This is a genomic window from Sporosarcina sp. D27, from assembly GCF_000586555.1.
GTDB lineage: Bacteria > Bacillota > Bacilli > Bacillales_A > Planococcaceae > Sporosarcina.
This window is the reverse complement of sequence record NZ_AZUC01000005.1, coordinates 1-25,276: the sequence shown is the minus strand read 5'-3', so window position 1 is coordinate 25,276 and position 25,276 is coordinate 1. Positions and strand designations below refer to the sequence as shown.

Sequence of the window (25,276 nt, the reverse complement as noted above, 5' to 3'; positions counted from 1 at the left end):
CTACAATCAACAGGATCTCCCAACTATCAAATGAGGTGATGGAAATGATGACGAAAAATCAAGTTAATGAACGGGAGCAGTTGGAAATGCTTACAATCGAACAGTTAGTCCCGCAAGATCATCTAGTCCGTAAATTGGATGCAGCAATTGATTTTCTCTTCATTTATCCATTGGTTGAAGATCTATATTCCCTATTTGGGAGATCCAGCATAGACCTAGGTGTACTCAATAAAATGTCATTTATTCAAAACACTAAGCCCTCTTAGGGGTGTCCTTCGCAAATCATGCTTCTCCTTGGCATCGGTAAAAAGCGTTAGACTGCCTCTTTACATTTCCATAGACTTCTTTGATTTCATATCGGTGTCTCATGTCTTCTGCTACATCTAGTTATTCTTGCCAGCTAGACATGGAGCACTCCGATTGCATCCTTTGCTTGAATGATGTGAATGTCTCATGGGAAATTCAGTTGATTGGAGTGCAGGACGGCGACGCCTGGGGATTAGCGCAGCGCGAAGACCCCGCAGAAGCGAAGCGGCGAGGAGGCTGAGGGCAAGCCCCCGGAAAGCGACCGTCCGGAACGGAGATCAACGGCCTGTTATCTTTCATTTTCAGATTTAATGATGCCAAAAGGGATGGAAATCAAATCAATTCCCATCCCTTTTGGCTACAGTCTGAAGCAATGCCTCAGCTTATACCGTAGCATTGCTTTTACTTTGTTGTATTGAGCATTCGTAATCCATTTAGAATGACAAGAATCGTACTTCCTTCATGACCGATCACACCAAGTGGTAAATCCACGATTTGCATGAAGTTGGAAACGATAAGAATGCTGATGACGAAAATCGAGAAGAATACATTCTGCTTTACAATACGCTGCATTTTTCTCGATAGTTTGATCGTGTAGGGGAGCTTAGTCAAGTCATTCTTCATAAGAACGACATCTGCTGTTTCCAATGCGACGTCTGTTCCTTCACCCATCGAAATACCACTTGTTGCTGTAGCAAGTGCAGGGGCATCATTAATGCCATCCCCAACCATTCCAACTGCACCATATTGCCCCATCAACTCTTTGACTTTTTGTACTTTCATATCTGGAAGACATTCAGCAGTATAGGAGTCAATGCCAGCTTGGGAAGCAATAGCTTTTGCAGTTTTTTCGTTATCTCCGGTCAACATAATGGTTTTCAAGCCAGCTTTTTTAAGCTCTTGAATCGCTTCTATCGCCTCTGGGCGGAGAACGTCTTGTAGCGCGGTGGCAGCTAGAATACCTTCTTGGTCTTTAATGAATAGAACAGTCTTACCTTCTTCAGCAAGAGTAAAAGCGGAACCTCCGTGAAATGCTTTAGCATCTTCAATTCCAACAAACCGCGGACTTCCAACAATTACTTCTCCTTCAGGTGGAAACGCTCGCAAACCGTTACCTGGAACTTCTTCAATGTCAAAGTCGCGCCGCATCGAGACTTTTTTAGTGAGTGCGTAAGCTGTAACAGCTGTTGCTAAAGGATGATTCGAACGAGACTCGATACCTGCTAAAAGTGACAATGCGTCTTCAACGGAAGTACCTTCACGTACGATAAAATCCGTTACAACGGGTTTACCTGTTGTAAGAGTCCCTGTTTTATCAAACACAATTGCACGTAATGAGCTTAAATGCTCGAGGTGAATGCCACCTTTAAATAAGACTCCACGTTTCGCACCATTAGAGACAGCAGCGAGTGTCGCAGGCATTATTGAAGCTACGAGTGCACAGGGGGATACGACAACGAGAAGAACGATAGCCCGATAAAAAGTTGTTGTCCAATCCCAACCAAATATGAAGTGAGGCAAGAACAGCATAAGTGCAACTGTTACAAGGACAACTTTGACGTAACTCCCTTCGAAGCGTTCGATAAATTGTTGGGAAGGAGATTTTTCACTTTGTGCATTTTGCACCATTGTAATAATCTTTTGGAACAATGATTCACTACTTGGTTTTGTCATTTCCATTTCGATAACGCCACTTATATTTACTGTACCTGCAAATAATTCATCGCCGAGACGCTTATCAGCAGGAACTGATTCACCGTTGATGGCTGACATATCGACAGATGTACTACCTTTTTGCACAACGCCATCTACAGGTATTCGCTCACCAGGCTTAACGAGCAATCTAGCACCAACTGTTAGAGAAGACGTTGGAACACTCAATTCAGTACCATCTTCCTGGATGAGCCAAGCTTCTTCAGGCTGTAATTCCATGAGTGAAGAAATTTCTTTATGGCTTTTATTTAACGTGTACGTTTCTAGCGCACCACTCAACGCAAAGATGAAAATTAGAATAGCGCCTTCAGCCCAATAACCAATAATTGCAGAACCAATCGCTGCGAGTACCATTAGCATTTCTACGTTGAGTTCTTTGTTTTTAATTGTTTCTTCGATTCCTTCTTTTGCTTTGGCATAACCGCCAATCAAGAAGGCAGTTACATATAGTCCTATGGAAAAAAGTTCAGCGCCATTTTTACCGCTTAACCAAGCTGCAAAAATGAGTATTCCTGAGAGAATAGCCAATCCAAGTTCAATATGTTCTTTCCAATCCACTGACTTTTGAAGTTCAGTAGTCACATTCGTTGTCATAAGACCCCTCCTAATTGAGAATGAATTTCACTTTCATTTACCTTCTAAAAGTCATAAAGTCGGATTCCATAAGGGGAATCCGACTCAAATTATATCTGTTCCTACTTTATAATTACTATTAATAATAGTATACCATAGTTGAGAAAAAAGTGTTATAGTATGTTTCAATTTGAGGTACGGATAAGATTTTTGAACACAAAAAAGCAGAGGTACTGAAAACCTCTGCTACAGAACTAGTTATCAATTTGAAAATATTATTTCATCTTGCCCATACGGACTTCTAAATCGTCGACGAGACTAATGAGACGATCGATTTCTTCAAGGTCAGCTGTTTCGGGCTCAATTGTATCGAGCGTTTCTAAAAACTGATTGAGTCGAACTTTTAAATCATCAACTTGGTTAGATGGTGAGTTTTGCATAGGAGACACCTCTTTCTGTACCTCTATTTTAACGGAAATAGGTGTACAGCACAATTAGTTGAAAAGAAAATTAATTTTAACTATTCACAATTAATCGTTAATGTGTTATGATACTTATAATCAAAAAAAGGAGGGCAGCTGAACAAGTTCTAATAACAGAAGGAGGGGATTCGAAGACGTCTGGAAAAGGAAATTCTATTGGCGAATTCGCAGGAACTCTATGAACAATTTAATTACAACATAAAGCCCGGCTCTCATTGGATAACAAGAGGCCGGGTCTTTTACTGTAGAAAAATCAGTTCAACAGTTCGTATGTTTTTCTTACATCAATGCAATTCGCAACGGATTGGTACATCGAACAGTTCTTATCTGTTAACTCGAGAATTTTTGGCATCTTCTCATCAGTCAGACCATCTGCTTTCACTTTAATATGGAGATGGATTTTTTCCAGTCGACTGGCATCATCCTGTGACCGAATTACTTCTTTCACTTCGATGTCAATAGATTCAGCAGGCATCCTTTTCTTCTCTAAGATCTTGCGCATCACTCCACCAGTACACGCAGCGATAGAAGAAACCATTAACTGATAGGGACGAAATCCTTTTTCTTCATTTGAAGAAATTTCAAGCTTACCGAATTCTGTTTCAGTTTCAAAACCGTGTTCTGTCATTTGGAATTTCATTAAAATTCCCTCCTTTATATGCTATCATTATATAGGTTTTTGCTGAATAAGGGGTGTTTTAAGAATGACAATCACAAGAAATCGGCAACAGCATCGTTTTTGGGTGCTCGTCATTATCGTTTCTATTTCAGGTTTCTCGCAAGGGATGCTGCTTCCGCTAATTTCTGCAATTTTTGAGCAAGACGGTATTTCAGGGACACTAAACGGGTTAAATGCGACAGGTCTATACATAGGAACTCTTTTGGTTTCACCATTTATGGAAGCGCCGCTGCGTAAATTTGGATACAAGCCTGTCATTATAACAGGCGGTTTAATTGTAATCATTTCCTTGCTTTCTTTCCCATTATGGAAAAGTGTAATCTTTTGGTTTGTGCTCCGTTTATTTATAGGAATTGGTGACCATGCATTGCACTTTGCAACCCAAACATGGGTAACGAGTACAGTTCCACCAGACCGACTTGGAAGAAGTATTTCTATTTATGGATTATCAGTGGGTGTTGGATTTGCGATTGGACCTATGTTTGTACCACTTGTTTCGATTTATGAAGGCTTACCCTTCATAGTTTCCGCACTGCTGACATTATGTGCATGGGGGCTCGTTTTCACGTTAAAGAATGACTTACCAGAAGTGATGGCGAGTTCTACATCTGCAGGTCATTTTGGAAAGCGTGTGAAAGCAACAGTGATTGTTGCCTGGATCGCGCTCCTTGGGCCTTTTGCATACGGTTTTTTAGAATCGTCTTTAAATGCGATGTTTCCAGTATTTGCGTTGCGTAATGGGCTCTCTTTAAGTATGGTGTCCATCATTATTCCTGCTTTTGCGTTCGGAGGAATCATTTCTCAAGTTCCTCTTGGTATATTGTCAGACAAAATAGGGCGCCGTCCTGTTCTACTCATTGGATTAGGGGGCGGAATGTTGGCGTTCACAGGTGCAGCTTTACTGAGTACATCCGCAATCGCAATAATGATTATGTTTTTTGTTGGGGGCATGTTTTCTGGCTCGCTCTTTTCCCTTGGTGTTGCGTACATGTCTGATCTTACACCGAAACACTTATTACCAACCGGGAACTTACTATGTGGAATATTCTTCAGTTTCGGTAGTTTGACTGGACCTATACTTGGAGGGTACGTGCTAGAAGTTTCACAGCAAAATTATTTGTACTTGTTTGGCTTGTTGATGGGGACATTGTTTTTGTTAACATTGGCAGGAAAAAAGCGAGTGAAGCAAGAAAGTTTATGAACTTGAAGCGTACTCATGGTTACAAACAACAAAAAACAGAGACTGAAGCGAAAGTCCCTGTTTTTATTAGGAAGCGCTCACTGAACGCTTCCTAATTGAATATCTTCATACTCCATCACGAGATCGTCCAGTGACCCAAACGTATAACCTTGTTTCTTAGCATCTCTTATAAAGTCTGGCAGTGCTTGAGAGTTATCGGAGGAAACGGTATGCATAAGAATTACAGCCCCAGGATGCAACTGATTCATTAGTTCGTTATAGGCGAAATCTCGACCTTTTGGCTTGTCTGCGTACCAGTCGATAAAGGCGACTGACCAAAAAATATGGCGATAGCCAAGCGAATTTCCGACAGCGAGCACTTGTTCATTAAAAATACCTTCTGGCGGTCTGGCGTAAACCGTCCGTTTAATACCAGTCGTCTCCTCAAGCAATTTGTCAAATGACGTCCACTCTTCCTCCATTTTTTCGGGGCTTAGTTTCGCCATGTTAGGATGATCAAAGGAGTGGTTTCCAATTCCATGCCCATCTTTGACCATTCGTTTTACGAGTGGTGCTGCGCTTTTCAAATAATGGCCGGTTAGAAAAAAAGTAGCGGGTGCTTTTTCTTTTTCTAGTGTATCCAATATACTTTCTGTTTCACCATTTTCATAACCATTATCAAACGTTAAATAGACAACCTTTTCATCGGGTTTGCCTTTATAAATTGCGCCATACTCATTTAACATCGATTCAAGCGCGGCTCCGGCATTTGGAGGTTCCCCATTCATTGCTTTCTTAAATCCCCAGTGAAACTCATCTGCATGAGCTGAAAACGGGTTGAAAGCGAGGCCGACAACAATCACAAATGCTGCCATTAAGATACCAGGTCCATGTTGTTCCATCATTTCGAGCACACTCCTTTTTTCATAGCGTGTGTCGAAGAGAGGGTTCTATACATTGTCTACATAAGAATGTTTTCTAGTGCAGGACGAATCGCAGGATACTTGAAAGTGAACTCGCTTTCAATAAGTTTTTCAGGCAACACATGTTGTCCTTCCAAGACTAATTTACTTTTTTTTCCTAGTGCGAGCTTCATAGCGATACTCGGAACCGGTAGCCAATGAGGGCGATGCATGACAGCCCCGATTGCTTTTCCTAAATCGGACATACGTACTGGAGCAGGTGCAGTTACGTTGACGGGGCCATCTAGAGAAGGTGAAGTTATTGCAAAGTAAATTGCCCTCGTCACATCTTCAACATGAACCCATGATATCCATTGTTGCCCTGATCCGATGGGGCCTCCCGCAAACAATTTGTATGGAAGTGCAATGAGAGGCAAGGCACCGCCACCTTTACCGAATACAGTTCCGAATCGCGTATAGACGACACGTGTTCCGTATTGTTTCACCCTAGAGGCTTTTAGTTCCCAATCATGCACGGTTTTTCCTAGGAAATCATGAGCGGTTTCTGGTGAGTTTTCCGTGTACACATGAGTTTCAGAAGTAGGATAAATTCCGACAGCACTGGCGTTTACAAACACGGTTGGTTTCTCATCTAGAGTCTCTAGTATACGAAGAAGTTCATCTGTTGCTTCCATACGGCTCTCATAGATTTTCTTTTGGTGTTCTTCAGACCAGCTGCCATCATTGATGGAAACACCAGCTAAGTTTATAACCGCATCCGGAGGTAGTAGTTCTTCTTCGGGTTTTGAATGGTTATGTAGCCATTGGACAAAGTGAATACCATTTTCTTCTTTTGACTCACTTCTTGTTAAGACTGTTAGAGTATGACCATCCAATTTGAGCAAGTCAATAAGTTTGGAACCGATGAATCCAGTCCCTCCAGTAACTAATATGTTCATGAAATAAGCTCCTCTCAATAATGATAAACGAATCAGCTGACCGACCCAATAAGAACAGGTATACTATAAAGTAGCAGGGGGTGATAGATGTGCCAGTAATCACAAAAATCACACAACAAAAACGGGACAAAGAACGATACAATATCTTTTTGGATGAAGTTTATGAGTTTAGTGTGCATGAATCGAATCTCGTCAAGTTTGGGTTAACAAAAGGGATGCAACTCGATAATTGGGAAAAAGAAAATCTCGTCTATGAAGAAGAAATTCAGCGTGCTTTTAATCGAGCACTACATTTCCTGGGTTTCCGAATGAGAAGTGAATACGAAGTGAAACAAAAGTTACTGCAAGCAGAGTTTGGTGATGCCGTTATTAGAGAAGCTATTGTTAAATTGAAACGGTTAGGCTTTCTCGATGATCAGGCTTTTTCTGAAGCACTTCTTCGTACACAAAAAAACACATCTGGGAAGGGACCGAATGCTATCAAACAGGAAATGAAGAAAAATGGAATTGATCCTTCCATTCAGGATGCCGTATTGGAAGAATATGACCCACAAGAACAGTTAGCAACTGCCACAAAATTAGCAGAAAAAGCGGCACGTAAACATTCATCCATTGCCCCAGCTCAGCTGAAACAACGGATTCAAAATGCCCTTCAGCGGAAAGGTTTCTCGTTTGACATCATTAAAGAAGCACTTAATGCTGTTGAATTTGAACCAGATGAAGACGAATGGACTGCCATAACAGAAACCACTGGTGAAAAAGCATGGCGCCGTGTCAGCATAAAGTATAAGGGGTATGACCGAAAAAAACGGGTGAAACAAGCAATGTACCAAAAAGGAATTCCGTTTGATCGAATCGATGCTTTCATTGAAAAAAAGGAGCTTGAAGAAGATGCAGAATGAAAAAAAATATAGCCAAATGACTGAACAAGAGTTGAGAACTGAAATCGCGCGCCTTATGGAGAAAGCAAGAAAAGCAGAACAACTAGGGATTTTGAACGAATACGCAGTATATCAGCGTAAAGCGTTAATGGCTCAATCATATTTAATCGATCCCACTACAATCGTACCTGGAGAAATTTATAAAATCCAAGGAGACGAAGGATACTTCTTTAAAGTTGATTACTTAAAAGGTCGTTTTGCTTGGGGATACCGAATGGGTGGCGAGCAAGCTGAAGAAGCGCTTCCGCTCGCCATGTTAACATCAGTCAAGACGGGTAAATAGATAACACTTGTTAGGACTCTTGGAGGAAATTCAACTTTTTACGCAATTTGTCTTCCGAGAAAATCCACCCTGTATAAGAGTTAACAACGTTAAAATCTTCGTCGACATGAGCTACCGCTACAAATGGATAAAATGTTTTACTTCGGTAGCGCAAGTCTATTAAGCGAACCTCTGTCAATACATTGACCTGTGTGATTTCCCATCGATAAATTGGTGAAAAAGAAACAAACGCAGCTATATTTCGATCTGTCATCGCAGCTTGTACATACAGCGAGTCAGGCAATGGTTTACGATCAAACCGATCGTATATATTAACTGAACGACCGTATGCGCGCCCAACATAATGATCGGTTTCGGTGGATGCAGCAATCCGCCATTGGAAGAAGCGCATAGTCGGAGCAATGTAAATGTCTGTGGCATCCGGAATTGTATTGAATACAGCACGTTTTACAGCAGCATGTACTGCGAAGCGTAGTAAGTAGTATACGAATACCACACCATAAAGAATGCTCATCGTTTGAACTGGCGGTGCTCCAAGAAGCCAAAATGCAATAGCGATTGCATGCAAGCCAAAGATAATTGGATCGAAAGTGTTGATAACGCTTAAAGCGACCCATTTTTGCGAAAATGGTCGAAGTGCTTGAGTACCATAGGAATTAAAGATATCTACGAATACATGGATGAATACAGCGAGAAATGTCCAAGCCCATAAGTGAATGAAATTCGCTTCTGGCACCAAAAACGATAACATAATTGAAATAACGATCGGCCATAATAGAACAGCCGGAATGGAGTGAGTAATTCCTCTATGATTTCGTATATAAACAGCATTATTACGCAGTTTTAAAACAGTGTCTAAATCTGGTGCTAGCGAACCAAGCACTATGCCTGCAAAAACAGGACCCATTGTTGCAGAGTGTGAGGCAACGATAGGGTCTGCCATTGCAAGTCCACTAATGGCGATGCCCATAGCAATATGAGTTCCCGTGTCCACTCCATCACTCCTTTACTTTAGCGTTTCCGCTGAAATGGATTCAGCAGTTCTCTTAATTATATACCCAAATTTGAATAACCTAAAAGTATTAGTCGTAATAAGGAGTTAGACCATGAAAATTTCGCAAAAACAAGAGTTCAATGAGGCCCTTCTATCTTGGTATCATCAAGAAAAAAGGGATCTACCTTGGAGAAGAACGTCCAATCCCTACTATATATGGGTATCAGAAGTGATGTTACAGCAGACGCGAGTCGACACCGTCATTCCGTATTATGAACGGTTCATTGCAGCTTTTCCGACTATGGAATCCCTTGCGGATGCTGAAGAAGAGCATGTCCTTAAACATTGGGAAGGATTAGGGTACTATTCACGTGTCCGAAATTTACAAGCTGGTGTCAAGGAAGTCGTGGAAAATTATGATAGTAAGATTCCACAAAACAGAGCTGATATTTTGAATTTGAGAGGAATTGGTCCATACACTGCAGGGGCGGTTTTAAGCATAGCATATGGGGTACCAGAACACGCTGTTGATGGAAATGTAATGCGTGTGTTCTCAAGACTTTTTCTAATAGAAGAAGATATCGCTATCCCTAAATCGAAAAAGGTGTTTGAACAACGGGTGATGGAAATAATAGATGAAACAGACCCATCTTCTTTCAATCAAGCGATTATGGAACTCGGTGCAACAATTTGTACACCGAACCCACGCTGCTTATTGTGTCCAGTTAGAGATTTTTGTTCCGCTTTTGAAGAAGGGAAGCAAGAAAAACTTCCGATTAAAACGAAAAAGTTGAAAAAGAAAGTCATGACGATTCATTCATTTGCAATTTCTGAACCAGGGGGCAAGTGGTTATTAAGAAAGAGACAGACGGATGGACTTCTTGGAGACTTTTGGGAGTTCCCTCAAATTGAATACATTCCTACTATGGATTCTATAGATACGCTGAAGAACGATACAGGGCTACTTATCGAACAAGGAGAGGCGTACGCACATTTTAAACATATTTTCTCGCACGTTACATGGAATGTTGAAGGGTATCATGCAGCGCTACGCGATCAATCCCCCATTCCAGAGGGGTACCGGTTTTTCACTGAAGAAGAATTGGAACGAATTCCTCAATCGAAACCGATGAGCAAACTGCTTGAACAACTGAAAAAATAATTGAGCGTGAGTAGGATAATTTCTAGGGGGCTGGATATGCTAGTTGTTACGGAGGTGAATATCCATGACAACAAACAACCAGCGGAATCAGAAAAACAAACAGCAACAGCAACAAAACCAACAAAACAATCCGCTCATGAACGAAGAGTTTGGAGCCGAAACAGATGTACAGCACGTGAAACAACAAAACCAAAAAGCTGAAGCGAAAAAACGTCAAGCTTCAGGGCAACGTGCAAATAGTTACGGAGACCAGACAAAATAATTGGATGGACACCACCGGCCGGCGGGAGCAATAGACTCCTTGCCGGTTTTTCTATGACCAACAGGGGTAAACATTTTCTATTTTCAGGAACGGTTGGTATAATGTTGTGATAAGAATGGAGCGGTATATTTCCCGGTCACGAAAAGGTGGTTTTAATGATGGATATTCCAAAAGAAGGGGAAACAGTACAAGTACATAGTTATAAACACGATGGCCATATCCACAGAGTTTGGCAAGAAACTATGGTCCTGAAAGGGACACGTAACATTATCATCGGTGCAAACGATCGAACGCTTGTAACAGAATCTGACGGTAGAACGTGGATCACGCGTGAACCCTCGATTTGTTATTTCCATGCAGAGCGCTGGTTCAACATCATTTGCATGCTTCGGGAAGACGGAGTGTACTATTATGTAAACATTAGCTCGCCTTTTGTCTTTGACAATAATTCCATTAAATATATCGATTACGATTTGGATGTCAAAGTTTTTCCGGACATGAGCTATCTCATTTTGGATGAAGATGAGTATGCAGATCATAAAAAGCAAATGGGTTATCCGGAAGTGATTGACAAAATTTTGCGACGGAATCTTGAAACACTTCTAAGTTGGATCAAACAACGTAAAGGTCCTTTTGCTCCGGATTTCATAGATGTTTGGACTTCTCGTTATGAGTTTTACAAAAATATGAAAAGTGAAGTGTGAATAAGCCGAGCTGCGATATCTGCGGCAGGCTTTTTTAGATAGGAGATGTAGAATGGGAGAAAGTACTAAGCGTTATTTGAAATTCGTAAAACCATACACCTGGCAAATTGTATTAACTGTTGTCATCGGAATCATCAAGTTTGCAATTCCGCTATTTATCCCTTTTCTCATTAAAATTGTAATCGATGACGTCATTGGTTCACAAACGATGACAGCAGATGAAAAAACTGCACAACTTTTTTACTGGCTAGGTGGAACGGCTCTTGTGTTTTTCATCATACGACCTCCAGTAGAATATTACCGTCAATATTATGCACAGTTAGTCAGTAACAAAATCTTGTATGATATCCGTCAAAATCTGTATGGACACTTGCAAAAACTGAGCATGCGTTTTTATGCGGAAACACGTGCAGGCGAAGTGATCTCCAGGATTATCAATGACGTTGAGCAAACGAAAAACTTCGTCATGATTGGGTTGATGAACGTTTGGCTGGACTTGGCGACAATTCTAATTGCTATTGCGATCATGCTCACGATGGACGTGCCATTGACACTCGTAACATTACTGGCTTTCCCATTTTATGCGTTTAGCGTGAAACACTTTTTCGGTAAACTGCGTAAGCTTACGGGCGAACGTTCGCAGGCACTTGCTAACGTCCAAAGCTATTTACATGAACGGGTCGCAGGGGTAAGTGTCATTAAAAGTTTTTCTCTGGAGGAAATAGAACAGCATCGTTTTGATGAGACAAATGGTAAGTTTCTCGACAAAGCGATTGAACATACGAAATGGAACGCGAAGGCATTTGCCGTCGTTAACACCATTACAGACGTTGCTCCGTTGTTGGTCATCACATACGCGGGGTATCAAGTTATCAATGGTTCTCTATCTGTAGGAACGATGGTTGCATTCATTGCATACATTGAACGCCTTTACAGCCCGTTACGCAGACTAGTGAATGCATCGACTTCATTGACACAATCGTTTGCGTCAATGGACCGCGTATTTGAATTGATGGAAGAACCTTATGAAGTGACGGATAAAAAAGATGCACGAGCATTGCCAGCGATCCAAGGTGAAATTAGTTTCGATCATGTGGAATTCGCCTACGAAAAAGAAGGGTTTCCCGTCCTGAAAGATATGAATTTCACTGTTAAACCAGGAGAAACTGTTGCACTCGTTGGTATGAGCGGTGGCGGAAAGTCTACCATTGTCAGCCTGATTCCCCGGTTTTATGATGTAACTGGTGGTGCAATCCGTATTGACGGGCACGACATACGGGATATCCAAACGAAAACGTTACGAGACCAAATCGGAATGGTACTACAAGATAGTATCTTGTTTAGTGACTCTGTACGCAGCAATATCCTAATGGGGAAACCAGATGCGTCAGAAGAAGAGATCGTATCTGCTGCGAAGGCTGCAAATGCACATGACTTCATTATGGAGCTACCAGAAGGGTATGATACGAAAGTTGGTGAACGTGGTGTTAAACTTTCCGGTGGGCAAAAGCAGCGTCTTTCAATTGCACGTGTGTTTCTGAAAAACCCACCTATGCTCATTTTGGATGAAGCCACTTCAGCGCTTGACCTGGAAAGCGAAGCGCTCATTCAGGAATCATTGAGCCGACTTGCTCATGATAGGACGACGGTGATTGTTGCGCATAGACTATCTACGATTACACATGCGGACAAAATTTTAGTCATTGATCATGGTGAGTTAAAGGAACAAGGGACTCATGTAGAACTGATTAATAAGAAAGGAATCTACTACGATTTGTTTCAAGTTCAAACTATATAAACAGAGGCAGGCAATTAAAGGGTATTCTTTAATTGTCTGCTTTTTTTGATTGTATTGAAAATTGTCTTGATTTACACATAAAAAACCGTATAATACTGAATAGAAGTTATATTTAGAAAAATAGTATTGGGAGAGGGCGGTACCATGAGCGAACGAAAAAAAGTCTTAGATGTAAAAGACTTACAGACCACTTTTTTTACTGATTCAGGAGCAATCCCGGCAGTCGACCACGTCGATTTCTTTGTGAGAGAAGGGGAAGTGCTTGGGATAGTGGGAGAATCAGGTTGTGGGAAAAGTGTGACCTCGCTATCAGTGATGGGTCTAGTGCCAAAACCCCCTGGAAAAATAACGGGTGGCGAAATACTATTTCAGGGTAATGACTTGCTGAAGAAAAGCGAGAAAGAAATGCGATACATACGCGGGAATGACATCGCGATGATTTTCCAAGAGCCGATGACTTCATTGAATCCTCTTTTTACAATTGGAAATCAGATGTCCGAAGCGATTTTGATTCACGAAAAGAAATGGTCCAAAAAGCGTGCTCGCGCCCGAGCGATTGAAATGTTAAAGCTAGTCGGGTTGCCACGTGCTGATGAATTGATTGACGAATATCCTCATCAGTTATCAGGTGGGATGAGACAACGGGTAATGATTGCGATGGCACTTGTTTGTGACCCGAAACTCCTCATTGCCGATGAGCCGACTACTGCGTTGGACGTAACGATTCAAGCACAGATTTTAAAGCTGATGAAGGAACTGAACACCAGACTCGACACAGCGATAATGTTGATCACTCATGACTTAGGCGTCGTAGCCGAAACATGCGAACGAGTCATTGTCATGTATGCGGGTCAGGTAATTGAAGAAGCTTCAGTCAAAAAGATATTCGAAGATCCTCAACATCCTTACACAAAAGGACTTATTCAATCGGTACCGGATATGCGCTATAAAAAAGATCGACTCTACTCGATCCCAGGTAACGTACCAAAGCCGGGTACCATAAAAAAAGGCTGTAAGTTCGCAGCTCGATGTGAATTTGCATTTGACCGGTGTTTAGAGGAAAATCCTGCACTGATTCAAACAGAAACGGGTCATCAGACGAGATGCTTCTTATATAGTGAGGAAGGAGTGACGCAAGATGGACCAAAAGCCTTTGTTGAAAGTTGAAGGTCTTAAAAAGTATTTCCCCATTAAAAAGGGACTGTTAGGAAGAACGGTAGGTCATGTAAAAGCAGTAGACGACATATCGTTTTATGTAAATAAAGGCGAAACGCTCGGGATAGTTGGTGAGAGTGGTTGTGGAAAATCGACAACGGGTCGGGTGCTCATGAGACTATTGGAACCGACTGAAGGAACCGTTGAGTTCGATGGGAAAGAATTGACTTCTTTGTCAGCGACTGAAATGAGAAAGATGCGACGAGACATTCAAATGGTGTTCCAAGATCCGTATGCCTCACTGAATCCACGGCATACAATCGGAAAAATTCTGGAAGAACCGCTTCTTGTGCACGGAATTTCAAACGCTCAAGAACGGAAAAAATCCGTTATTAAGTTCTTAGAAATTGTCGGTTTAAGTGCTTTTCATGCAAAGCGTTATCCTCACCAATTTAGTGGGGGACAACGACAACGTATCGGTATTGCGCGTGCACTTATGACCAATCCAAAACTGATCATTGCAGATGAACCGGTATCTGCGCTTGATGTGTCGATTCAAGCACAGGTATTGAATTTAATGCAAGATCTTCAAAAAGAGTTTGACTTGACCTACATTTTCATCGCCCATGATCTTGGAGTGGTACGCCACATAAGCGATCGAGTCGGAGTGATGTATTTAGGGAAGATGGTAGAACTTGCTCCAAGTGAACAGTTGTATGCAACACCACTTCATCCATATACAAAAGCGTTACTTTCAGCAGTACCGGTCCCAGATCCCGACTATGTGAAAGAGCAAGTGATGATCGATGGTGACATTCCGAGCCCGGCGAATCCGCCATCAGGATGCACATTCCATACACGCTGTCCTTTTAAAATGGATATTTGTACGAAAGTCTCACCACAACTGATCGAACATGAGAATGGTCAATCTGTCGCTTGTCACCTCTATAGTGAACAAACCGGCAATGACATAGAAATGAAAGAAAAAGAGATGGAGGGGTCTTTATGAGAAAAGGGAAATTATGGTCACTTGCGCTTGTCATGCTTCTCGTTCTTTCAACGGCACTTGCTGCTTGTGGAAGTGACGACAAAGAACAAGGCGCAGCTAAAGATGGTGAGAAGGCTAGCGGGAAGGAAAAGACGTTAGTATTTGGACGCGGAGGGGATTCAACTTCTCTCGATCCGTCCCGTGTTACTGAAGGGGAAACATTTAAAGTCACTGTCAATCTGTTTGAAACACTCGTGAACTTCGGTGAGTCAGATACAACGGTTCAGCCAGGTCTTGCGAAAGAATGGAAGACATCTGAAGACGGATTGACGTATACATTCGATTTAGAAGAAGGCGTTAAGTTCCACGATGGAACAGACTTTAACGCAGATGCAGTTGTAGCGAACTTCGCTCGTTGGGCATCAGGAGACGCTGAAAAGTTTCCATACTATAGCTCAATGTTCGGTGGTTTTGACGGAGAAGAAGAAGCGGTCATCGAGTCTGTTGTCGCTGAAGATGAAAACACTGTCGCTATTACACTTAAGCGCCCACAAGCACCATTCTTGAAAAACCTAGCAATGAGCATGTTCGCGATTTCAAGCCCTGAAGCATTTGCAAAAGGGGACGACGAATACGAGCGTAATCCAGTAGGAACAGGTCCGTTCAAGTTTGTAGAATGGAAAGCGAACGATTCAATCACGATTGAAAAGAACGCGGATTACTGGCAAGAGGGACTTCCTAAGCTTGATAAAGTTGTATTCCGTTCAATTCCGGATAATGCAGCACGTTTGAACGCATTGACAGCTGGTGAAATCGATTTGGCTGACGGCATCAACCCTGCGGATGGTGCGAAAATCGAAGGAGATTCTAAACTTCAGTTGTTCGAACGTCCTTCTATGAACGTAGGTTACCTAGGGCTAACAGTAACACGTCCTCCATTTGACAAGAAAGAAGTACGTCAGGCAATGAACTATGCAATCGATAAGCAAACGATTATTGACTCGTTCTTTGAAGGTCGTGCAGAATCTGCGAAAAACCCAATGCCTTCATCGATCTCTGGTTACAATGACGAAATTGAAGAATATGCATATGACCCTGAAAAGGCAAAAGAATTATTGAAAGCAGCAGGACTTGAGGATGGATTTGAAATGGAATTATGGGCAATGCCAGTTCCACGTCCTTACATGCCAGACGGCACAAAAGTTGCGGAAGTAATCCAGAGCAACTTGGCGGATGTAGGCATCAAAGCAAAAATCGTTTCTTATGAATGGGCAACGTATTTAGACAAAGCAAGTAAAGGTGAAGCGGATGCCTTCATGCTTGGATGGACAGGAGATAACGGCGACGCTGATAACTTCCTATACGTTCTACTCGATGAAGACAATATCGCAAGTAACAACTACACGTATTTTAAAAATGATGAAACTCACAAATTGTTCCTTGAAGCTCAAACAGAAGTAGATGAAGATAAGCGTAATGAGCTTTACATGAAAGCACAAGAAATCCTTCATGAAGAAGCTCCATGGGTACCACTTGCTCACTCTACTCCACTACTTGGTGGAGCAGCAGATCTCACAGGATTTGTACCACATCCAACAGGTTCTGACTTGCTTTCAAATGTAGATTTCAAGTAAGCCTGTGTTCCACATGAATGCGTGAAGGGGGAAGGCGCTACGCCATATCCCCCTTTCATGTTTTAAAAAGGACTGTTCTGCGCTAAAGGAAAAAAGAGCGATGAGAGGTGAACCGAATGCTCAGTTACATAGGAAAAAGACTTTTTCAACTTATCCCCGTGCTGTTAGGAATGACGTTTGTTGTCTTTATGATGATCCGGGCGATCCCTGGAAATCCAGCTCAAGTCATATTAGGCCAACAAGCAACACCTGAGGCTGTTGCAGCACTCAATGCGAAATTAGGTCTTGATCAGCCATGGTACATTCAATTCTTCAGTTATTTAAAAGGTCTATTCACTGGGGACTTAGGTGAATCGATGAGAACAAGACTGCCAGTTGCTGATGAAATCTGGCCGTATCTTGCAGCGACACTAGAACTTGCCTTATTTGCGATGATCATCGCAGTTGTTATCGGCATCAACGCAGGAATCATATCTGCTTGGTTCCAAAATTCGTGGTTTGACTATACGGCAATGATTTTGGCTCTTGTTGGTGTATCGATGCCAATCTTCTGGCTTGGTTTACTCGGCCAATGGGCATTTGCGATTGAACTTCAATGGCTTCCAACGACAGGTCGTGAGCAAGTTCGGGATCCTGTTTCAGCAATAACGAATTTGTATATGATAGACGCCATGTTGAATGGTAGATTTGATCAGCTATGGGAAGTGTTTAAGCATTTAATCCTCCCGGGGCTTGCACTTGCAACAATTCCAATGGCGATTATTGCAAGAATGACGCGATCCAGTATGCTCGAAGTGATGCGTTCAGATTATATTCGGACAGCACGTGCGAAAGGACAGAAGATGTTTTGGGTTGTTTATAAGCACGCCCTGAAAAATGCAATTATTCCAGTTTTGACGATTGTAGGACTACAAATGGGGATGCTTCTTGGTGGGGCGATTCTAACAGAAACGATTTTTGCTTGGCCAGGAATCGGACGCTACATCTATGATGCCATTAATTATCGAGATTACCCAGTTATCCAATCCGGGATTCTGATTGTTGCATTCTTCTTCGTGATGATCAACCTCATCGTTGACTTACTCTATGGCGTGATTGATCCGAGGATAAAATATGACTGAGGAAGGAGGTTGGTACCATGTCTGAACTGACACCAAAGGTGGATGGGATTGCAGAAGCGCAAATTGAAAAAGAGTCTGGACCATGGCGCGATGCGTGGCTTGGCTTTAGAAAGAGTAAAGTGGCAGTGGTAGGAATGGTAGTTGTCTTACTTTTTGTTATTCTTGCCATTTTAGCACCGTGGATTACACCTCAGGGCATTAACGATCAGAATATGGCGGACCGGCTCCATCCCCCTTCTGCTGAGTATTGGTTTGGGACGGATGATTTCGGTCGGGATATCCTCTCAAGAATCATTCATGGCGCACGTATATCATTAGCCGTCGGATTCTTCTCCGTAATCGGTTCTGTAGTGGTGGGAAGTATTCTAGGAATTGTTGCAGGATATTATGGACGCTGGGTGGATGTCATCATTTCTCGTATCTTCGACATCATGCTTGCGTTTCCGTCCATCCTGCTTGCAATTGCGATCGTTGCTGTCCTCGGACCAAGTTTACAAAATGCACTTATTGCTATTGCAACCATCAACGTACCGAACTTCGGTAGGCTGATTCGTTCGAAAGTGCTTAGTATTAAGCAAGATGAGTACATCACATCTGCGAAAGCGATCGGGATGAAAGATGCCAGGATTTTGTTTTCACACATTTTACCGAATTCGATGGCACCGGTTATTGTACAAGGAACTCTTGCTATTGCGACAGCGATTCTTGAAGCAGCTGCTCTTGGCTTCCTCGGTCTAGGAGCTCAAGCTCCTCAACCAGAGTGGGGGAAGATGCTAGCGGATTCTAAGGATTACTTACAGTCTGCTCCATGGACAATGATTTTCCCTGGACTTGCGATTATGTTGACTGTGTTAGGATTTAACTTGATGGGAGACGGGTTGCGAGATGCACTCGATCCGAAAATGAAAAGCTAAAAACCTAGAGGCTCAAATAGCCTCTAGGTTTTTTAATAGATTTCATCTTCAAATTTAGTATTAGCTTCACTGTCGTATCTGCGCTGATACGTAACAACAAGACTATCCAAATGTTCAAGTTGTTCTTCATAGTTAAGAATAGATGAGAGGATGTGAAGTAAATAGTAAGTGGAGAACTCTTCATCTTCTTCTTTAGTAAGAACAATCTCTTTCACGAAGATTTCCATGACTTCGTGTCGCTGGATATACTCATCATGAAGTCCTGTACTTAACTGATCTGATTTTAACTTACCTACAAATTTCAAGTGCAGTTGCTCATGATACGTTAGGATGGCATCCAAACGTTCTTGCACCATCATCTTAAAGTGATCAGGTAATACTGCCAGCTCACTTTCATACAAATGAAGTTTTTTCAGAACTTGTAGACTTGCGTTCGAAGCAACAATCATTTGCCGATAAATAACGAGCTTACGTGCTTTTGCATATTGGTTCTTTTTCAAATAATACCGTTCTTCTTTATACAACGAGTATAGCTGATCGATATTCGTCAGTTGTTCTCTTGAGTTTACAATTACATTTTTGGTTGCGATAAAGTCCGATGCTTGTCGACCAGTCAGACGAATCCAACGAATGATTTCGTCTTGCACTTGGTGAATTGATTGGAATAGCTTTACTTCGTACTTTGGCGGCATGAATATGAGATTTACTAAAAATGCTGCTAGGACTCCGATTAGAATCGTTAAGACGCGAAGTGACGCGAGTAAGAGATAGTCATCTCCCTGGATTTCCATGACAGCAACTGTGGTGACGAGTGCAAGGCCAATCGATTTTTCCAGACCTAGTTTAAGCATGACTAATATAACAATCACAGCTGCAAGTCCGATGATGACCAGCTGATGTCCGAAAATTAGAATGAAGACAACCCCGATAGTGGCACCGATCAAGTTACCTTGAATTCGTTCAATAACTTGTAAATATGACCTGTAAATGGTCGGCTGTATTGCGAATATCGCAGCAATCCCTGCAAACACAGGACTGGGCAAGTGGAGCAATTGTGCAACGAACAAGGCGAAGACAATCGCAATACCCGTTTTCAAACTTCGGGCACCAAGTTTCATGAATGTATTCCTCTCTTTAACGGTCTCTTTTGCGCTACTTTACAATAAATTCCGGCGTGGGTCAACAATCCTCTATTAAAGTAATTCAGCAAATGCCAAATCTACAGCGATTAATGTATCTTGAATATCTTTTTCTGTATGAGCGGACGTAATGAACCAAGCTTCGTATTTAGAAGGAGCTAAGTTGACACCATTCTTCAGCAAGAGTTTGAAGAATTTGCCGAATCTTTCGCCATCTGTTGCCTCTGCTTGATCGTAGTTTACAATTGTATCTTCTGTAAAGAATACGGTTAGGGCACCACATTTTCGATTAATGGTAATTGGAACATGGTGTTTCTTTGCAGATTGGAGAATTCCTTCTTCCAGCATTGCCCCAAGGCGATCCAATTCTGCGTAAAGACCTGGAGTTTGAAGAACTTCCAGACATGCGATACCTGACAACATTGATGCTGGATTGCCTGCCATAGTTCCTGCTTGATATGCAGGTCCGAGTGGTGCAACGGTATCCATGATTTCTGATTTACCGCCGTAAGCGCCGATTGGCAAACCCCCACCGATAATCTTTCCAAGTGCCATTAAATCCGGCTCTAGTCCAAGCAGCTCAGCTGCCGATCCGTAATGGAAACGGAATGCAGTGATGACTTCATCGTATACGATGAGTGCGCCTTTTTCCTTTGCAATCTCGTGGACGAGGGGAAGGAAACCTTCTTGAGGTTCAACGATTCCGAAGTTCCCTACGATTGGTTCCACTAAGATACAAGCGATTTCATCGCCCCATTTGTCCATAGCGGTTTTAAAGCTTTCCGGATCATTGAATGGAATTGTGATTACTTCTTCTGCAATCGTTTTAGGTACACCCGCAGAGTCTGGAGTTCCGAGTGTTGCAGGTCCTGAACCAGCCGCAACTAGGACTAAGTCAGAGTGGCCGTGGTAGCAACCTGCGAATTTCATAATTTTTGTACGTCCTGTATAGGCTCTTGAAACTCGAATTGTTGTCATTACTGCTTCAGTTCCTGAATTGACGAATCGAACTTTATCCAAACCTGGGATTGCCTCTTTGATCATTTTTGCGAATTTCACTTCATGTTTAGTTGGTGTTCCATAGAGTAGACCATTTTCAGCTGCTTTTGTGACTGCTGCTGTTATATGTGGATGGGCATGCCCAGTAATGATTGGTCCATATGCACCTAAGTAGTCAATATACTTATTTCCATCAACGTCCCAAAAATAAGGCCCTTCTGCACGTTCCATAACAGTTGGTGCTCCTCCGCCGACTGCTTTATAGCCTCTAGATGGGCTGTTAACCCCGCCGACAATATGTTCGCACGCTTCTGCATAGATTGTTTCTGAATTAGATCGTTCCATTTTTATTCCTCCGTTCAAATCACTTCTTCTCTAGTTTACCTAATAATGAGCGAAACACCAAAGGAATTGAAAAAGACGGAGTAGTCCGATACTATAATAGGAAAGAATCTGATAGGGGGAATGAGAAATGTCAACGCTTGAAGGTTTGCACGCACCCGATTTTACTTTGCATAATGAAAACGGTAATCCAGTTACACTTTCCGATTATGCTGGAAAGAAGTATGTGATTCTTTACTTTTATCCTAAAGATGCAACACCGGGTTGTACGTTGGAAGCACAATCGTTTAAGGAGAGCCATTCAGAATTTAGTTCGCTGAATGCAGTCATCTTAGGTGTAAGTCCTGATGGAGAAGCTTCGCATATAAAATTCATTGACAAACACGGACTTCCATTTTCGCTACTAGCAGATACGGAACACACAGTATCCGAGCTGTATGGAGTGTGGAAATTGAAAAAGTCATTTGGAAAAGAATATATGGGAATCGAGCGTTCTACATTCCTTATCGATCCAACCGGTACTGTTATTAAAGAATGGCGTAAGGTTAAAGTGGACGGTCATATCGATGCCGTTTATCAAACATTGTTGCAGGTATCTAATGAAGGGAATGGTGAGTCACAATGACGAATGCGTTATTAACGTTCCCTATTAAGGAAAAATTTCGTCAGGAGCTAACCGAACGATTCCCACAGATTCACTTTGACTTCTCAGATACTATAGAAGGAGCTCGCGATAAAGAGGTCACAATTCTCGTTACATACGGCAGTGATCTGACTGAAGAAATCTTGGATCAGCTGACGGAATTAAAATGGGTAATGGTTGCGTCTGCGGGAGTAGATAAAATGCCTCTCAAAAAATTGGGGGAGCGTGGAATTCTTGTAACGAATGTGAGTGGTATCCATAAGACACCGATGTCGGAGTCAGTTCTTGCACACATACTCTCACTTAATCGTGCACTTCCTTTAATACAGGAACAACAGAAGCAAAAAGTATGGGAGAAGATGAAGTCTAGTGAACTGCGTGGATCTAACGCACTTATTCTTGGGCCAGGAGCAATTGGAGGAGAAATAGGTCGGTTGCTTCAGGCATTTGGAGTATATACGATAGGATGTAGCCGATCAGGAGGGAACCATGATGGGATGGATGAGGATATATCGTTTTCCCATATAGGTGACCGTCTAACCGAAGCGGATTATATCATCTCCGTATTACCTAGTACGCAAGAAACACGCTGGATTCTAGACAGTTCACATTTCCAGCAAATGAAAAAGTCTTCGGTATTTATGAATTTTGGTCGGGGAGACTTGGTTAAAGAACAGGTGATAGTGGAAGCCCTTCAACAAGGTGAAATCGCGCATGCAGTTCTCGATGTATTTGAACAAGAACCATTACCAGTAGAAAGTCCGTTATGGGAGATGAAGAATTGTACGGTATCACCACATGTTTCAGCGTTATCAGCAAAGTATGTGGAGCGTGCTCTTGAGATTTTTAAAGAGAATCTCCAGGTTTGGCTATCGGAGAATAGAGAATTTAAAAATGTAATTGAGACAGAAAGAGGTTACTAAAGCGTAATAAGTTGCTTGGTAGCCCAGAATGGTTGACACCAGACATCGAATTCAGTAAACTAATTATAATGATTATAAAGAAGTAATCCTTATGGAATAGAGGTGTTCGTTATGTCTGGTGCAATGCTAAAAGATGCGCTGGTCACATTAAAGGAAAGTGGTGTTCGGATAACTCCGCAGCGACATGCCATTTTAGAATTCCTCATTTCTTCTGAATGCCATCCGACGGCGGATGAAATTTACAAAGCACTCGAGAGCGATTTTCCCAATATGAGTGTTGCGACAGTCTACAATAATCTGCGTGTCTTCAGAAATTCCGGTCTTGTTAAGGAATTGACGTACGGAGACGCCTCAAGCAGATTCGATTTTGTAACACATGATCATTACCACATCATTTGTGATGAATGTGGAAGTATTGTCGATTTTCATCATCCGGGGCTTGAAGAAGTGGAACGATTGGCTTCCCATGTGACTGGTTTTAAAGTGAACTCTCACCGCTTAGAAGTTTATGGAGTATGTCCTACATGTGAAAAACAAGCTTCTAATGCTAACTAAAAACACTTGCTTCTCTTAAAGAAGAGAAGCAAGTGTTTTTTGTCTTAGCTTTTTCGTTTGTTTGGTTTATTATAGAGTTCATCAAAGTCTTTTCCTTCAAGAGTAGGATCCATTGTTAATGGCTCCCTGCAATGGCCGCACATGTCTACGCGTCCAAGCATCTTTGTTTCTTTACCGCAATTCGGACAGATAATCTGTATGGCTCGAGTTGAAAGTGTCCCAATCCAAGCGTAGACAACAACACTTGCTAGTATAGCTAACACGCCAAGAATCATGAAAAGCAACATAATGATTTCGTACTTTCTGAAGAACAGACCAATATACATAACAATCACTCCGATAAAGATGAGTGAAAGAGCAAATGACCGAATGCGATTGATTTTATTTTTATAAGGTTTCATTGCATGACCTCCTTGTGATTCGCTCCCTTAATATAGCACATATTCTACTATAGCAACATAGGAGTCTCTTGAAGGAGGATTTAGAGAACGTCTGGCGAACTTATATATCATCTAGGGAGGAATTACAATGGAACAAACACTCAGACCAATCTATCAAGAGAGGGCAAGTTTTCCGGACACACTTGGTGTGTTACTCGTTAGCAAACGATGGGAAGGAGATCCCCTAACTGATACGTTTGATGAAATACTGCTAATCATATCCTCATCGAATACCATCCCAATTCAAACAAAGCACTATACAGATGGAGATGAAAAGGCAGCGCTACATATAATAAGTGAAAATCAACTTAAAAAATGGCTACTACTAGGAACAAAACGGAAAGTTGTAGATTGGTTGTTCTATGGAAAAGTCTTCTTCGATCGTAACGAATATATAGAAGATTTGAAAACTGAGCTACAAGAACATCCTTTCTTCGGTAGAGATTTAAAGATGGGAATCGAGCTTGCAAAACTGGTTAGACGTTATATGGAAGGAAAGACGTTTTTTGAACAGCACCATTATATGGATGCCTATCATCATGCTGTACAAGCGCTTCATCATTTAGCAAGATTGTCTGTCATTGAAAAAGGCATTCTTCCGGAGGTAACCGTCTGGTCGCAAGTAAAGAAAATCGATCCTTCCATATACAAGCTATACGAAGAACTGATTATGAGTGATGAGCCTATTGAAAAACGGTTAGAGCTAATGTTCCTGGCAAGTGAGTTCTTTATTCATAACCGAACGGAGTATGGGGCTCGTCATATACTAGAAGTTATGTCACAAAAAGATACGTGGACGATTCAGGAACTTCATAAGCATGATGAATTGAGGATGTACTCAGTGGACCTTGAAATGCTTATCGAATTCTTAATAGAGAAAAACATTATTAAGGTTATGTCGATAGACTCCAAAAACGAGTTTCTTTATCATCGAATGTATAGTGTGCTCGACTAACAGCCGTACACAACGGCTGTTTTTTCATCACTCAACCCCGTCGCTAAGCGTTTTTAAAACTTTTTTTGAAAAAGTGTTGACGTATAATTGCATTCGGTGTTATTATAAATCTTGTCGCCGCGGAGGTAACTAACTAGCTTACGAAATCCGCTGAGATGAACGAAAAAAGTTTTTCAAAAATAACTTGACTGAGTTTCTCAGACATGTTAAGATAATCAAGTCGCTTCGAGAGAACGACAACATGAACCTTGAAAACTGAACAGCAAAATGTCAACGAATTATCGTTTGTGAAACCGGTTCTGCCGGTGAAACAAACACAAACAGATCTTAATCGATCTGATAGACATCTTAAATGATGCCAGTACGAATTGAGCAATCAATTCTCATACTGGTTGTCGAGCTGTAGTGTAGTACTAGGAAGCAATTGAACGAAGAAGGGAGCGTACTTTGGTACGTGACCGACTGAGAGAGCGAAGCTGACGACGTAATGCGCTGCAGATCGACTACCGGTTTTATGGAGAGTTTGATCC

25 protein-coding genes and 1 pseudogene are annotated in these 25,276 nt (G+C 41.8%); 17 read left to right on the top strand and 9 right to left on the bottom strand.

The annotated features are described in order from the left end of the window. Positions 1 to 44: 44 nt before the first annotated feature. Positions 45 to 248, top strand: a pseudogene (locus N693_RS18720) (IS5/IS1182 family transposase); the annotation flags it as partial. Positions 249 to 708: 460 nt separating this feature from the next. Here the strand turns inward: N693_RS18720 and N693_RS0100205 are convergent. From N693_RS0100205 to N693_RS0100195, 3 genes are all read right to left on the bottom strand, one after another. Further along, a complete protein-coding gene (locus N693_RS0100205) occupies positions 709 to 2,613 on the bottom strand; it encodes a heavy metal translocating P-type ATPase (protein ID WP_025782789.1) in 1,905 nt (634 codons plus the stop codon). A gap of 254 nt (positions 2,614 to 2,867) precedes the next feature. Next, complete coding sequence (locus N693_RS20345; RefSeq protein WP_172643555.1) at positions 2,868 to 3,032, bottom strand: SE1561 family protein; 165 nt, start codon at positions 3,030 to 3,032, stop codon at positions 2,868 to 2,870. 295 nt (positions 3,033 to 3,327) lie between these two features. Beyond that, positions 3,328 to 3,714 (bottom strand): OsmC family protein, encoded by a 387-nt coding sequence (locus N693_RS0100195; RefSeq protein ID WP_025782788.1) that lies wholly within the window; start codon positions 3,712 to 3,714, stop codon positions 3,328 to 3,330. Positions 3,715 to 3,778: 64 nt separating this feature from the next. On the opposite strand from N693_RS0100195, the gene N693_RS0100190 reads away from it, so the two are divergent. Then, on the top strand, positions 3,779 to 4,954 hold the full coding sequence (locus N693_RS0100190; protein ID WP_025782787.1) for an MFS transporter: 1,176 nt from the start codon (positions 3,779 to 3,781) through the stop codon (positions 4,952 to 4,954). Positions 4,955 to 5,031: 77 nt separating this feature from the next. On the opposite strand, the gene N693_RS0100185 is transcribed toward N693_RS0100190, so the two are convergent. Both N693_RS0100185 and N693_RS0100180 read right to left on the bottom strand, forming a co-directional pair. After that, the gene (locus N693_RS0100185) at positions 5,032 to 5,838 is read right to left on the bottom strand and encodes a polysaccharide deacetylase family protein (protein ID WP_025782786.1); all 807 of its coding nucleotides are present in this window, start codon (positions 5,836 to 5,838) and stop codon (positions 5,032 to 5,034) included. A gap of 56 nt (positions 5,839 to 5,894) precedes the next feature. Further along, a complete protein-coding gene (locus tag N693_RS0100180) occupies positions 5,895 to 6,794 on the bottom strand; it encodes a TIGR01777 family oxidoreductase (RefSeq protein WP_025782785.1) in 900 nt (299 codons plus the stop codon). 89 nt (positions 6,795 to 6,883) lie between these two features. Between N693_RS0100180 and recX the strand changes: the two genes are divergently transcribed. After that, positions 6,884 to 7,696 (top strand): recombination regulator RecX, encoded by an 813-nt coding sequence (recX, locus tag N693_RS0100175; RefSeq protein WP_025782784.1) that lies wholly within the window; start codon positions 6,884 to 6,886, stop codon positions 7,694 to 7,696. Continuing rightward, complete coding sequence (locus N693_RS0100170; protein ID WP_025782783.1) at positions 7,686 to 8,018, top strand: YfhH family protein; 333 nt, start codon at positions 7,686 to 7,688, stop codon at positions 8,016 to 8,018. The genes recX and N693_RS0100170 overlap by 11 nt, the downstream gene beginning before the upstream one ends. A gap of 10 nt (positions 8,019 to 8,028) precedes the next feature. Here N693_RS0100170 and N693_RS0100165 read toward each other — a convergent pair whose 3' ends face one another. Then, the gene (locus N693_RS0100165) at positions 8,029 to 9,012 is read right to left on the bottom strand and encodes a metal-dependent hydrolase (RefSeq protein WP_025782782.1); all 984 of its coding nucleotides are present in this window, start codon (positions 9,010 to 9,012) and stop codon (positions 8,029 to 8,031) included. Positions 9,013 to 9,124: 112 nt separating this feature from the next. Between N693_RS0100165 and mutY the strand changes: the two genes are divergently transcribed. The 9 genes from mutY to nikC all read left to right on the top strand — a co-directional run bounded on the left by mutY (position 9,125) and on the right by nikC (position 18,750). Further along, complete coding sequence (mutY, locus tag N693_RS0100160; RefSeq protein ID WP_025782781.1) at positions 9,125 to 10,174, top strand: A/G-specific adenine glycosylase; 1,050 nt, start codon at positions 9,125 to 9,127, stop codon at positions 10,172 to 10,174. A 64-nt stretch (positions 10,175 to 10,238) separates the two neighbouring features. Next, positions 10,239 to 10,436, top strand: coding sequence for a gamma-type small acid-soluble spore protein (locus tag N693_RS0100155; RefSeq protein ID WP_025782780.1), 198 nt, complete (start codon positions 10,239 to 10,241; stop codon positions 10,434 to 10,436). Positions 10,437 to 10,594: 158 nt separating this feature from the next. Beyond that, positions 10,595 to 11,140 (top strand): DUF402 domain-containing protein, encoded by a 546-nt coding sequence (locus tag N693_RS0100150; protein WP_025782779.1) that lies wholly within the window; start codon positions 10,595 to 10,597, stop codon positions 11,138 to 11,140. A gap of 52 nt (positions 11,141 to 11,192) precedes the next feature. Beyond that, complete coding sequence (locus N693_RS0100145; protein ID WP_025782778.1) at positions 11,193 to 12,938, top strand: ABC transporter ATP-binding protein; 1,746 nt, start codon at positions 11,193 to 11,195, stop codon at positions 12,936 to 12,938. A gap of 144 nt (positions 12,939 to 13,082) precedes the next feature. Beyond that, positions 13,083 to 14,105, top strand: a complete 1,023-nt coding sequence (locus N693_RS0100140; RefSeq protein ID WP_025782777.1) for an ABC transporter ATP-binding protein — start codon at positions 13,083 to 13,085, stop codon at positions 14,103 to 14,105. Then, complete coding sequence (locus tag N693_RS0100135) at positions 14,077 to 15,102, top strand: ABC transporter ATP-binding protein (protein WP_025782776.1); 1,026 nt, start codon at positions 14,077 to 14,079, stop codon at positions 15,100 to 15,102. Before N693_RS0100140 ends, N693_RS0100135 begins: the two co-directional genes overlap by 29 nt. Continuing rightward, entirely contained in the window at positions 15,099 to 16,715 is a 1,617-nt protein-coding gene (locus tag N693_RS0100130; RefSeq protein ID WP_025782775.1) for an ABC transporter substrate-binding protein, read from the top strand. The genes N693_RS0100135 and N693_RS0100130 overlap by 4 nt, the downstream gene beginning before the upstream one ends. Positions 16,716 to 16,831: 116 nt before the next feature. Beyond that, complete coding sequence (locus tag N693_RS0100125) at positions 16,832 to 17,836, top strand: ABC transporter permease (RefSeq protein WP_025782774.1); 1,005 nt, start codon at positions 16,832 to 16,834, stop codon at positions 17,834 to 17,836. Positions 17,837 to 17,853: 17 nt separating this feature from the next. Then, positions 17,854 to 18,750 carry a nickel transporter permease gene (gene nikC, locus N693_RS0100120; RefSeq protein ID WP_025782773.1) on the top strand — a complete coding sequence of 299 codons (897 nt, stop codon included), beginning with the start codon at positions 17,854 to 17,856 and terminating at the stop codon, positions 18,748 to 18,750. Between the two features lie 32 nt (positions 18,751 to 18,782). Here the strand turns inward: nikC and N693_RS0100115 are convergent, their stop codons facing one another. Continuing rightward, on the bottom strand, positions 18,783 to 19,868 hold the full coding sequence (locus tag N693_RS0100115; protein WP_025782772.1) for an aromatic acid exporter family protein: 1,086 nt from the start codon (positions 19,866 to 19,868) through the stop codon (positions 18,783 to 18,785). 75 nt (positions 19,869 to 19,943) lie between these two features. Beyond that, positions 19,944 to 21,233, bottom strand: coding sequence for a glutamate-1-semialdehyde 2,1-aminomutase (locus tag N693_RS0100110; protein ID WP_025782771.1), 1,290 nt, complete (start codon positions 21,231 to 21,233; stop codon positions 19,944 to 19,946). Between the two features lie 127 nt (positions 21,234 to 21,360). On the opposite strand from N693_RS0100110, the gene bcp reads away from it, so the two are divergent. The 3 genes from bcp (at position 21,361) to perR (ending at position 23,351) form a co-directional block, all read left to right on the top strand. Further along, entirely contained in the window at positions 21,361 to 21,855 is a 495-nt protein-coding gene (bcp, locus tag N693_RS0100105) for a thioredoxin-dependent thiol peroxidase (RefSeq protein ID WP_025782770.1), read from the top strand. Continuing rightward, positions 21,852 to 22,796 carry a D-2-hydroxyacid dehydrogenase gene (locus tag N693_RS0100100; protein WP_025782769.1) on the top strand — a complete coding sequence of 315 codons (945 nt, stop codon included), beginning with the start codon at positions 21,852 to 21,854 and terminating at the stop codon, positions 22,794 to 22,796. Before bcp ends, N693_RS0100100 begins: the two co-directional genes overlap by 4 nt. Positions 22,797 to 22,907: 111 nt before the next feature. Then, positions 22,908 to 23,351: a peroxide-responsive transcriptional repressor PerR gene (gene perR, locus N693_RS0100095; RefSeq protein ID WP_025782768.1), complete on the top strand. Its 444-nt coding sequence runs from the start codon at positions 22,908 to 22,910 to the stop codon at positions 23,349 to 23,351. Positions 23,352 to 23,395: 44 nt separating this feature from the next. Here the strand turns inward: perR and N693_RS0100090 are convergent, their stop codons facing one another. Next, positions 23,396 to 23,752, bottom strand: coding sequence for a YgzB family protein (locus tag N693_RS0100090; RefSeq protein ID WP_025782767.1), 357 nt, complete (start codon positions 23,750 to 23,752; stop codon positions 23,396 to 23,398). Positions 23,753 to 23,879: 127 nt separating this feature from the next. Here N693_RS0100090 and N693_RS0100085 point away from each other — a divergent pair, with 127 nt between their 5' ends. Then, positions 23,880 to 24,746: a nucleotidyltransferase-like protein gene (locus N693_RS0100085; protein ID WP_025782766.1), complete on the top strand. Its 867-nt coding sequence runs from the start codon at positions 23,880 to 23,882 to the stop codon at positions 24,744 to 24,746. The last annotated feature ends 530 nt before the right edge of the window (positions 24,747 to 25,276 follow it).

Coding starts and splice junctions, on each gene's coding strand:
- N693_RS0100205 (WP_025782789.1), bottom strand. CDS start 2,613: ATGACAACGAATGTGACTACTGAACTTCAAAAGTCAGTGGATTGGAAA.
- N693_RS20345 (WP_172643555.1), bottom strand. CDS start 3,032: ATGCAAAACTCACCATCTAACCAAGTTGATGATTTAAAAGTTCGACTC.
- N693_RS0100195 (WP_025782788.1), bottom strand. CDS start 3,714: ATGAAATTCCAAATGACAGAACACGGTTTTGAAACTGAAACAGAATTC.
- N693_RS0100190 (WP_025782787.1), top strand. CDS start 3,779: ATGACAATCACAAGAAATCGGCAACAGCATCGTTTTTGGGTGCTCGTC.
- N693_RS0100185 (WP_025782786.1), bottom strand. CDS start 5,838: ATGATGGAACAACATGGACCTGGTATCTTAATGGCAGCATTTGTGATT.
- N693_RS0100180 (WP_025782785.1), bottom strand. CDS start 6,794: ATGAACATATTAGTTACTGGAGGGACTGGATTCATCGGTTCCAAACTT.
- N693_RS0100170 (WP_025782783.1), top strand. CDS start 7,686: ATGCAGAATGAAAAAAAATATAGCCAAATGACTGAACAAGAGTTGAGA.
- mutY (WP_025782781.1), top strand. CDS start 9,125: ATGAAAATTTCGCAAAAACAAGAGTTCAATGAGGCCCTTCTATCTTGG.
- N693_RS0100155 (WP_025782780.1), top strand. CDS start 10,239: ATGACAACAAACAACCAGCGGAATCAGAAAAACAAACAGCAACAGCAA.
- N693_RS0100150 (WP_025782779.1), top strand. CDS start 10,595: ATGGATATTCCAAAAGAAGGGGAAACAGTACAAGTACATAGTTATAAA.
- N693_RS0100145 (WP_025782778.1), top strand. CDS start 11,193: ATGGGAGAAAGTACTAAGCGTTATTTGAAATTCGTAAAACCATACACC.
- N693_RS0100140 (WP_025782777.1), top strand. CDS start 13,083: ATGAGCGAACGAAAAAAAGTCTTAGATGTAAAAGACTTACAGACCACT.
- N693_RS0100135 (WP_025782776.1), top strand. CDS start 14,077: ATGGACCAAAAGCCTTTGTTGAAAGTTGAAGGTCTTAAAAAGTATTTC.
- N693_RS0100130 (WP_025782775.1), top strand. CDS start 15,099: ATGAGAAAAGGGAAATTATGGTCACTTGCGCTTGTCATGCTTCTCGTT.
- N693_RS0100125 (WP_025782774.1), top strand. CDS start 16,832: ATGCTCAGTTACATAGGAAAAAGACTTTTTCAACTTATCCCCGTGCTG.
- nikC (WP_025782773.1), top strand. CDS start 17,854: ATGTCTGAACTGACACCAAAGGTGGATGGGATTGCAGAAGCGCAAATT.
- N693_RS0100115 (WP_025782772.1), bottom strand. CDS start 19,868: ATGAAACTTGGTGCCCGAAGTTTGAAAACGGGTATTGCGATTGTCTTC.
- N693_RS0100110 (WP_025782771.1), bottom strand. CDS start 21,233: ATGGAACGATCTAATTCAGAAACAATCTATGCAGAAGCGTGCGAACAT.
- bcp (WP_025782770.1), top strand. CDS start 21,361: ATGTCAACGCTTGAAGGTTTGCACGCACCCGATTTTACTTTGCATAAT.
- N693_RS0100100 (WP_025782769.1), top strand. CDS start 21,852: ATGACGAATGCGTTATTAACGTTCCCTATTAAGGAAAAATTTCGTCAG.
- perR (WP_025782768.1), top strand. CDS start 22,908: ATGTCTGGTGCAATGCTAAAAGATGCGCTGGTCACATTAAAGGAAAGT.
- N693_RS0100090 (WP_025782767.1), bottom strand. CDS start 23,752: ATGAAACCTTATAAAAATAAAATCAATCGCATTCGGTCATTTGCTCTT.
- N693_RS0100085 (WP_025782766.1), top strand. CDS start 23,880: ATGGAACAAACACTCAGACCAATCTATCAAGAGAGGGCAAGTTTTCCG.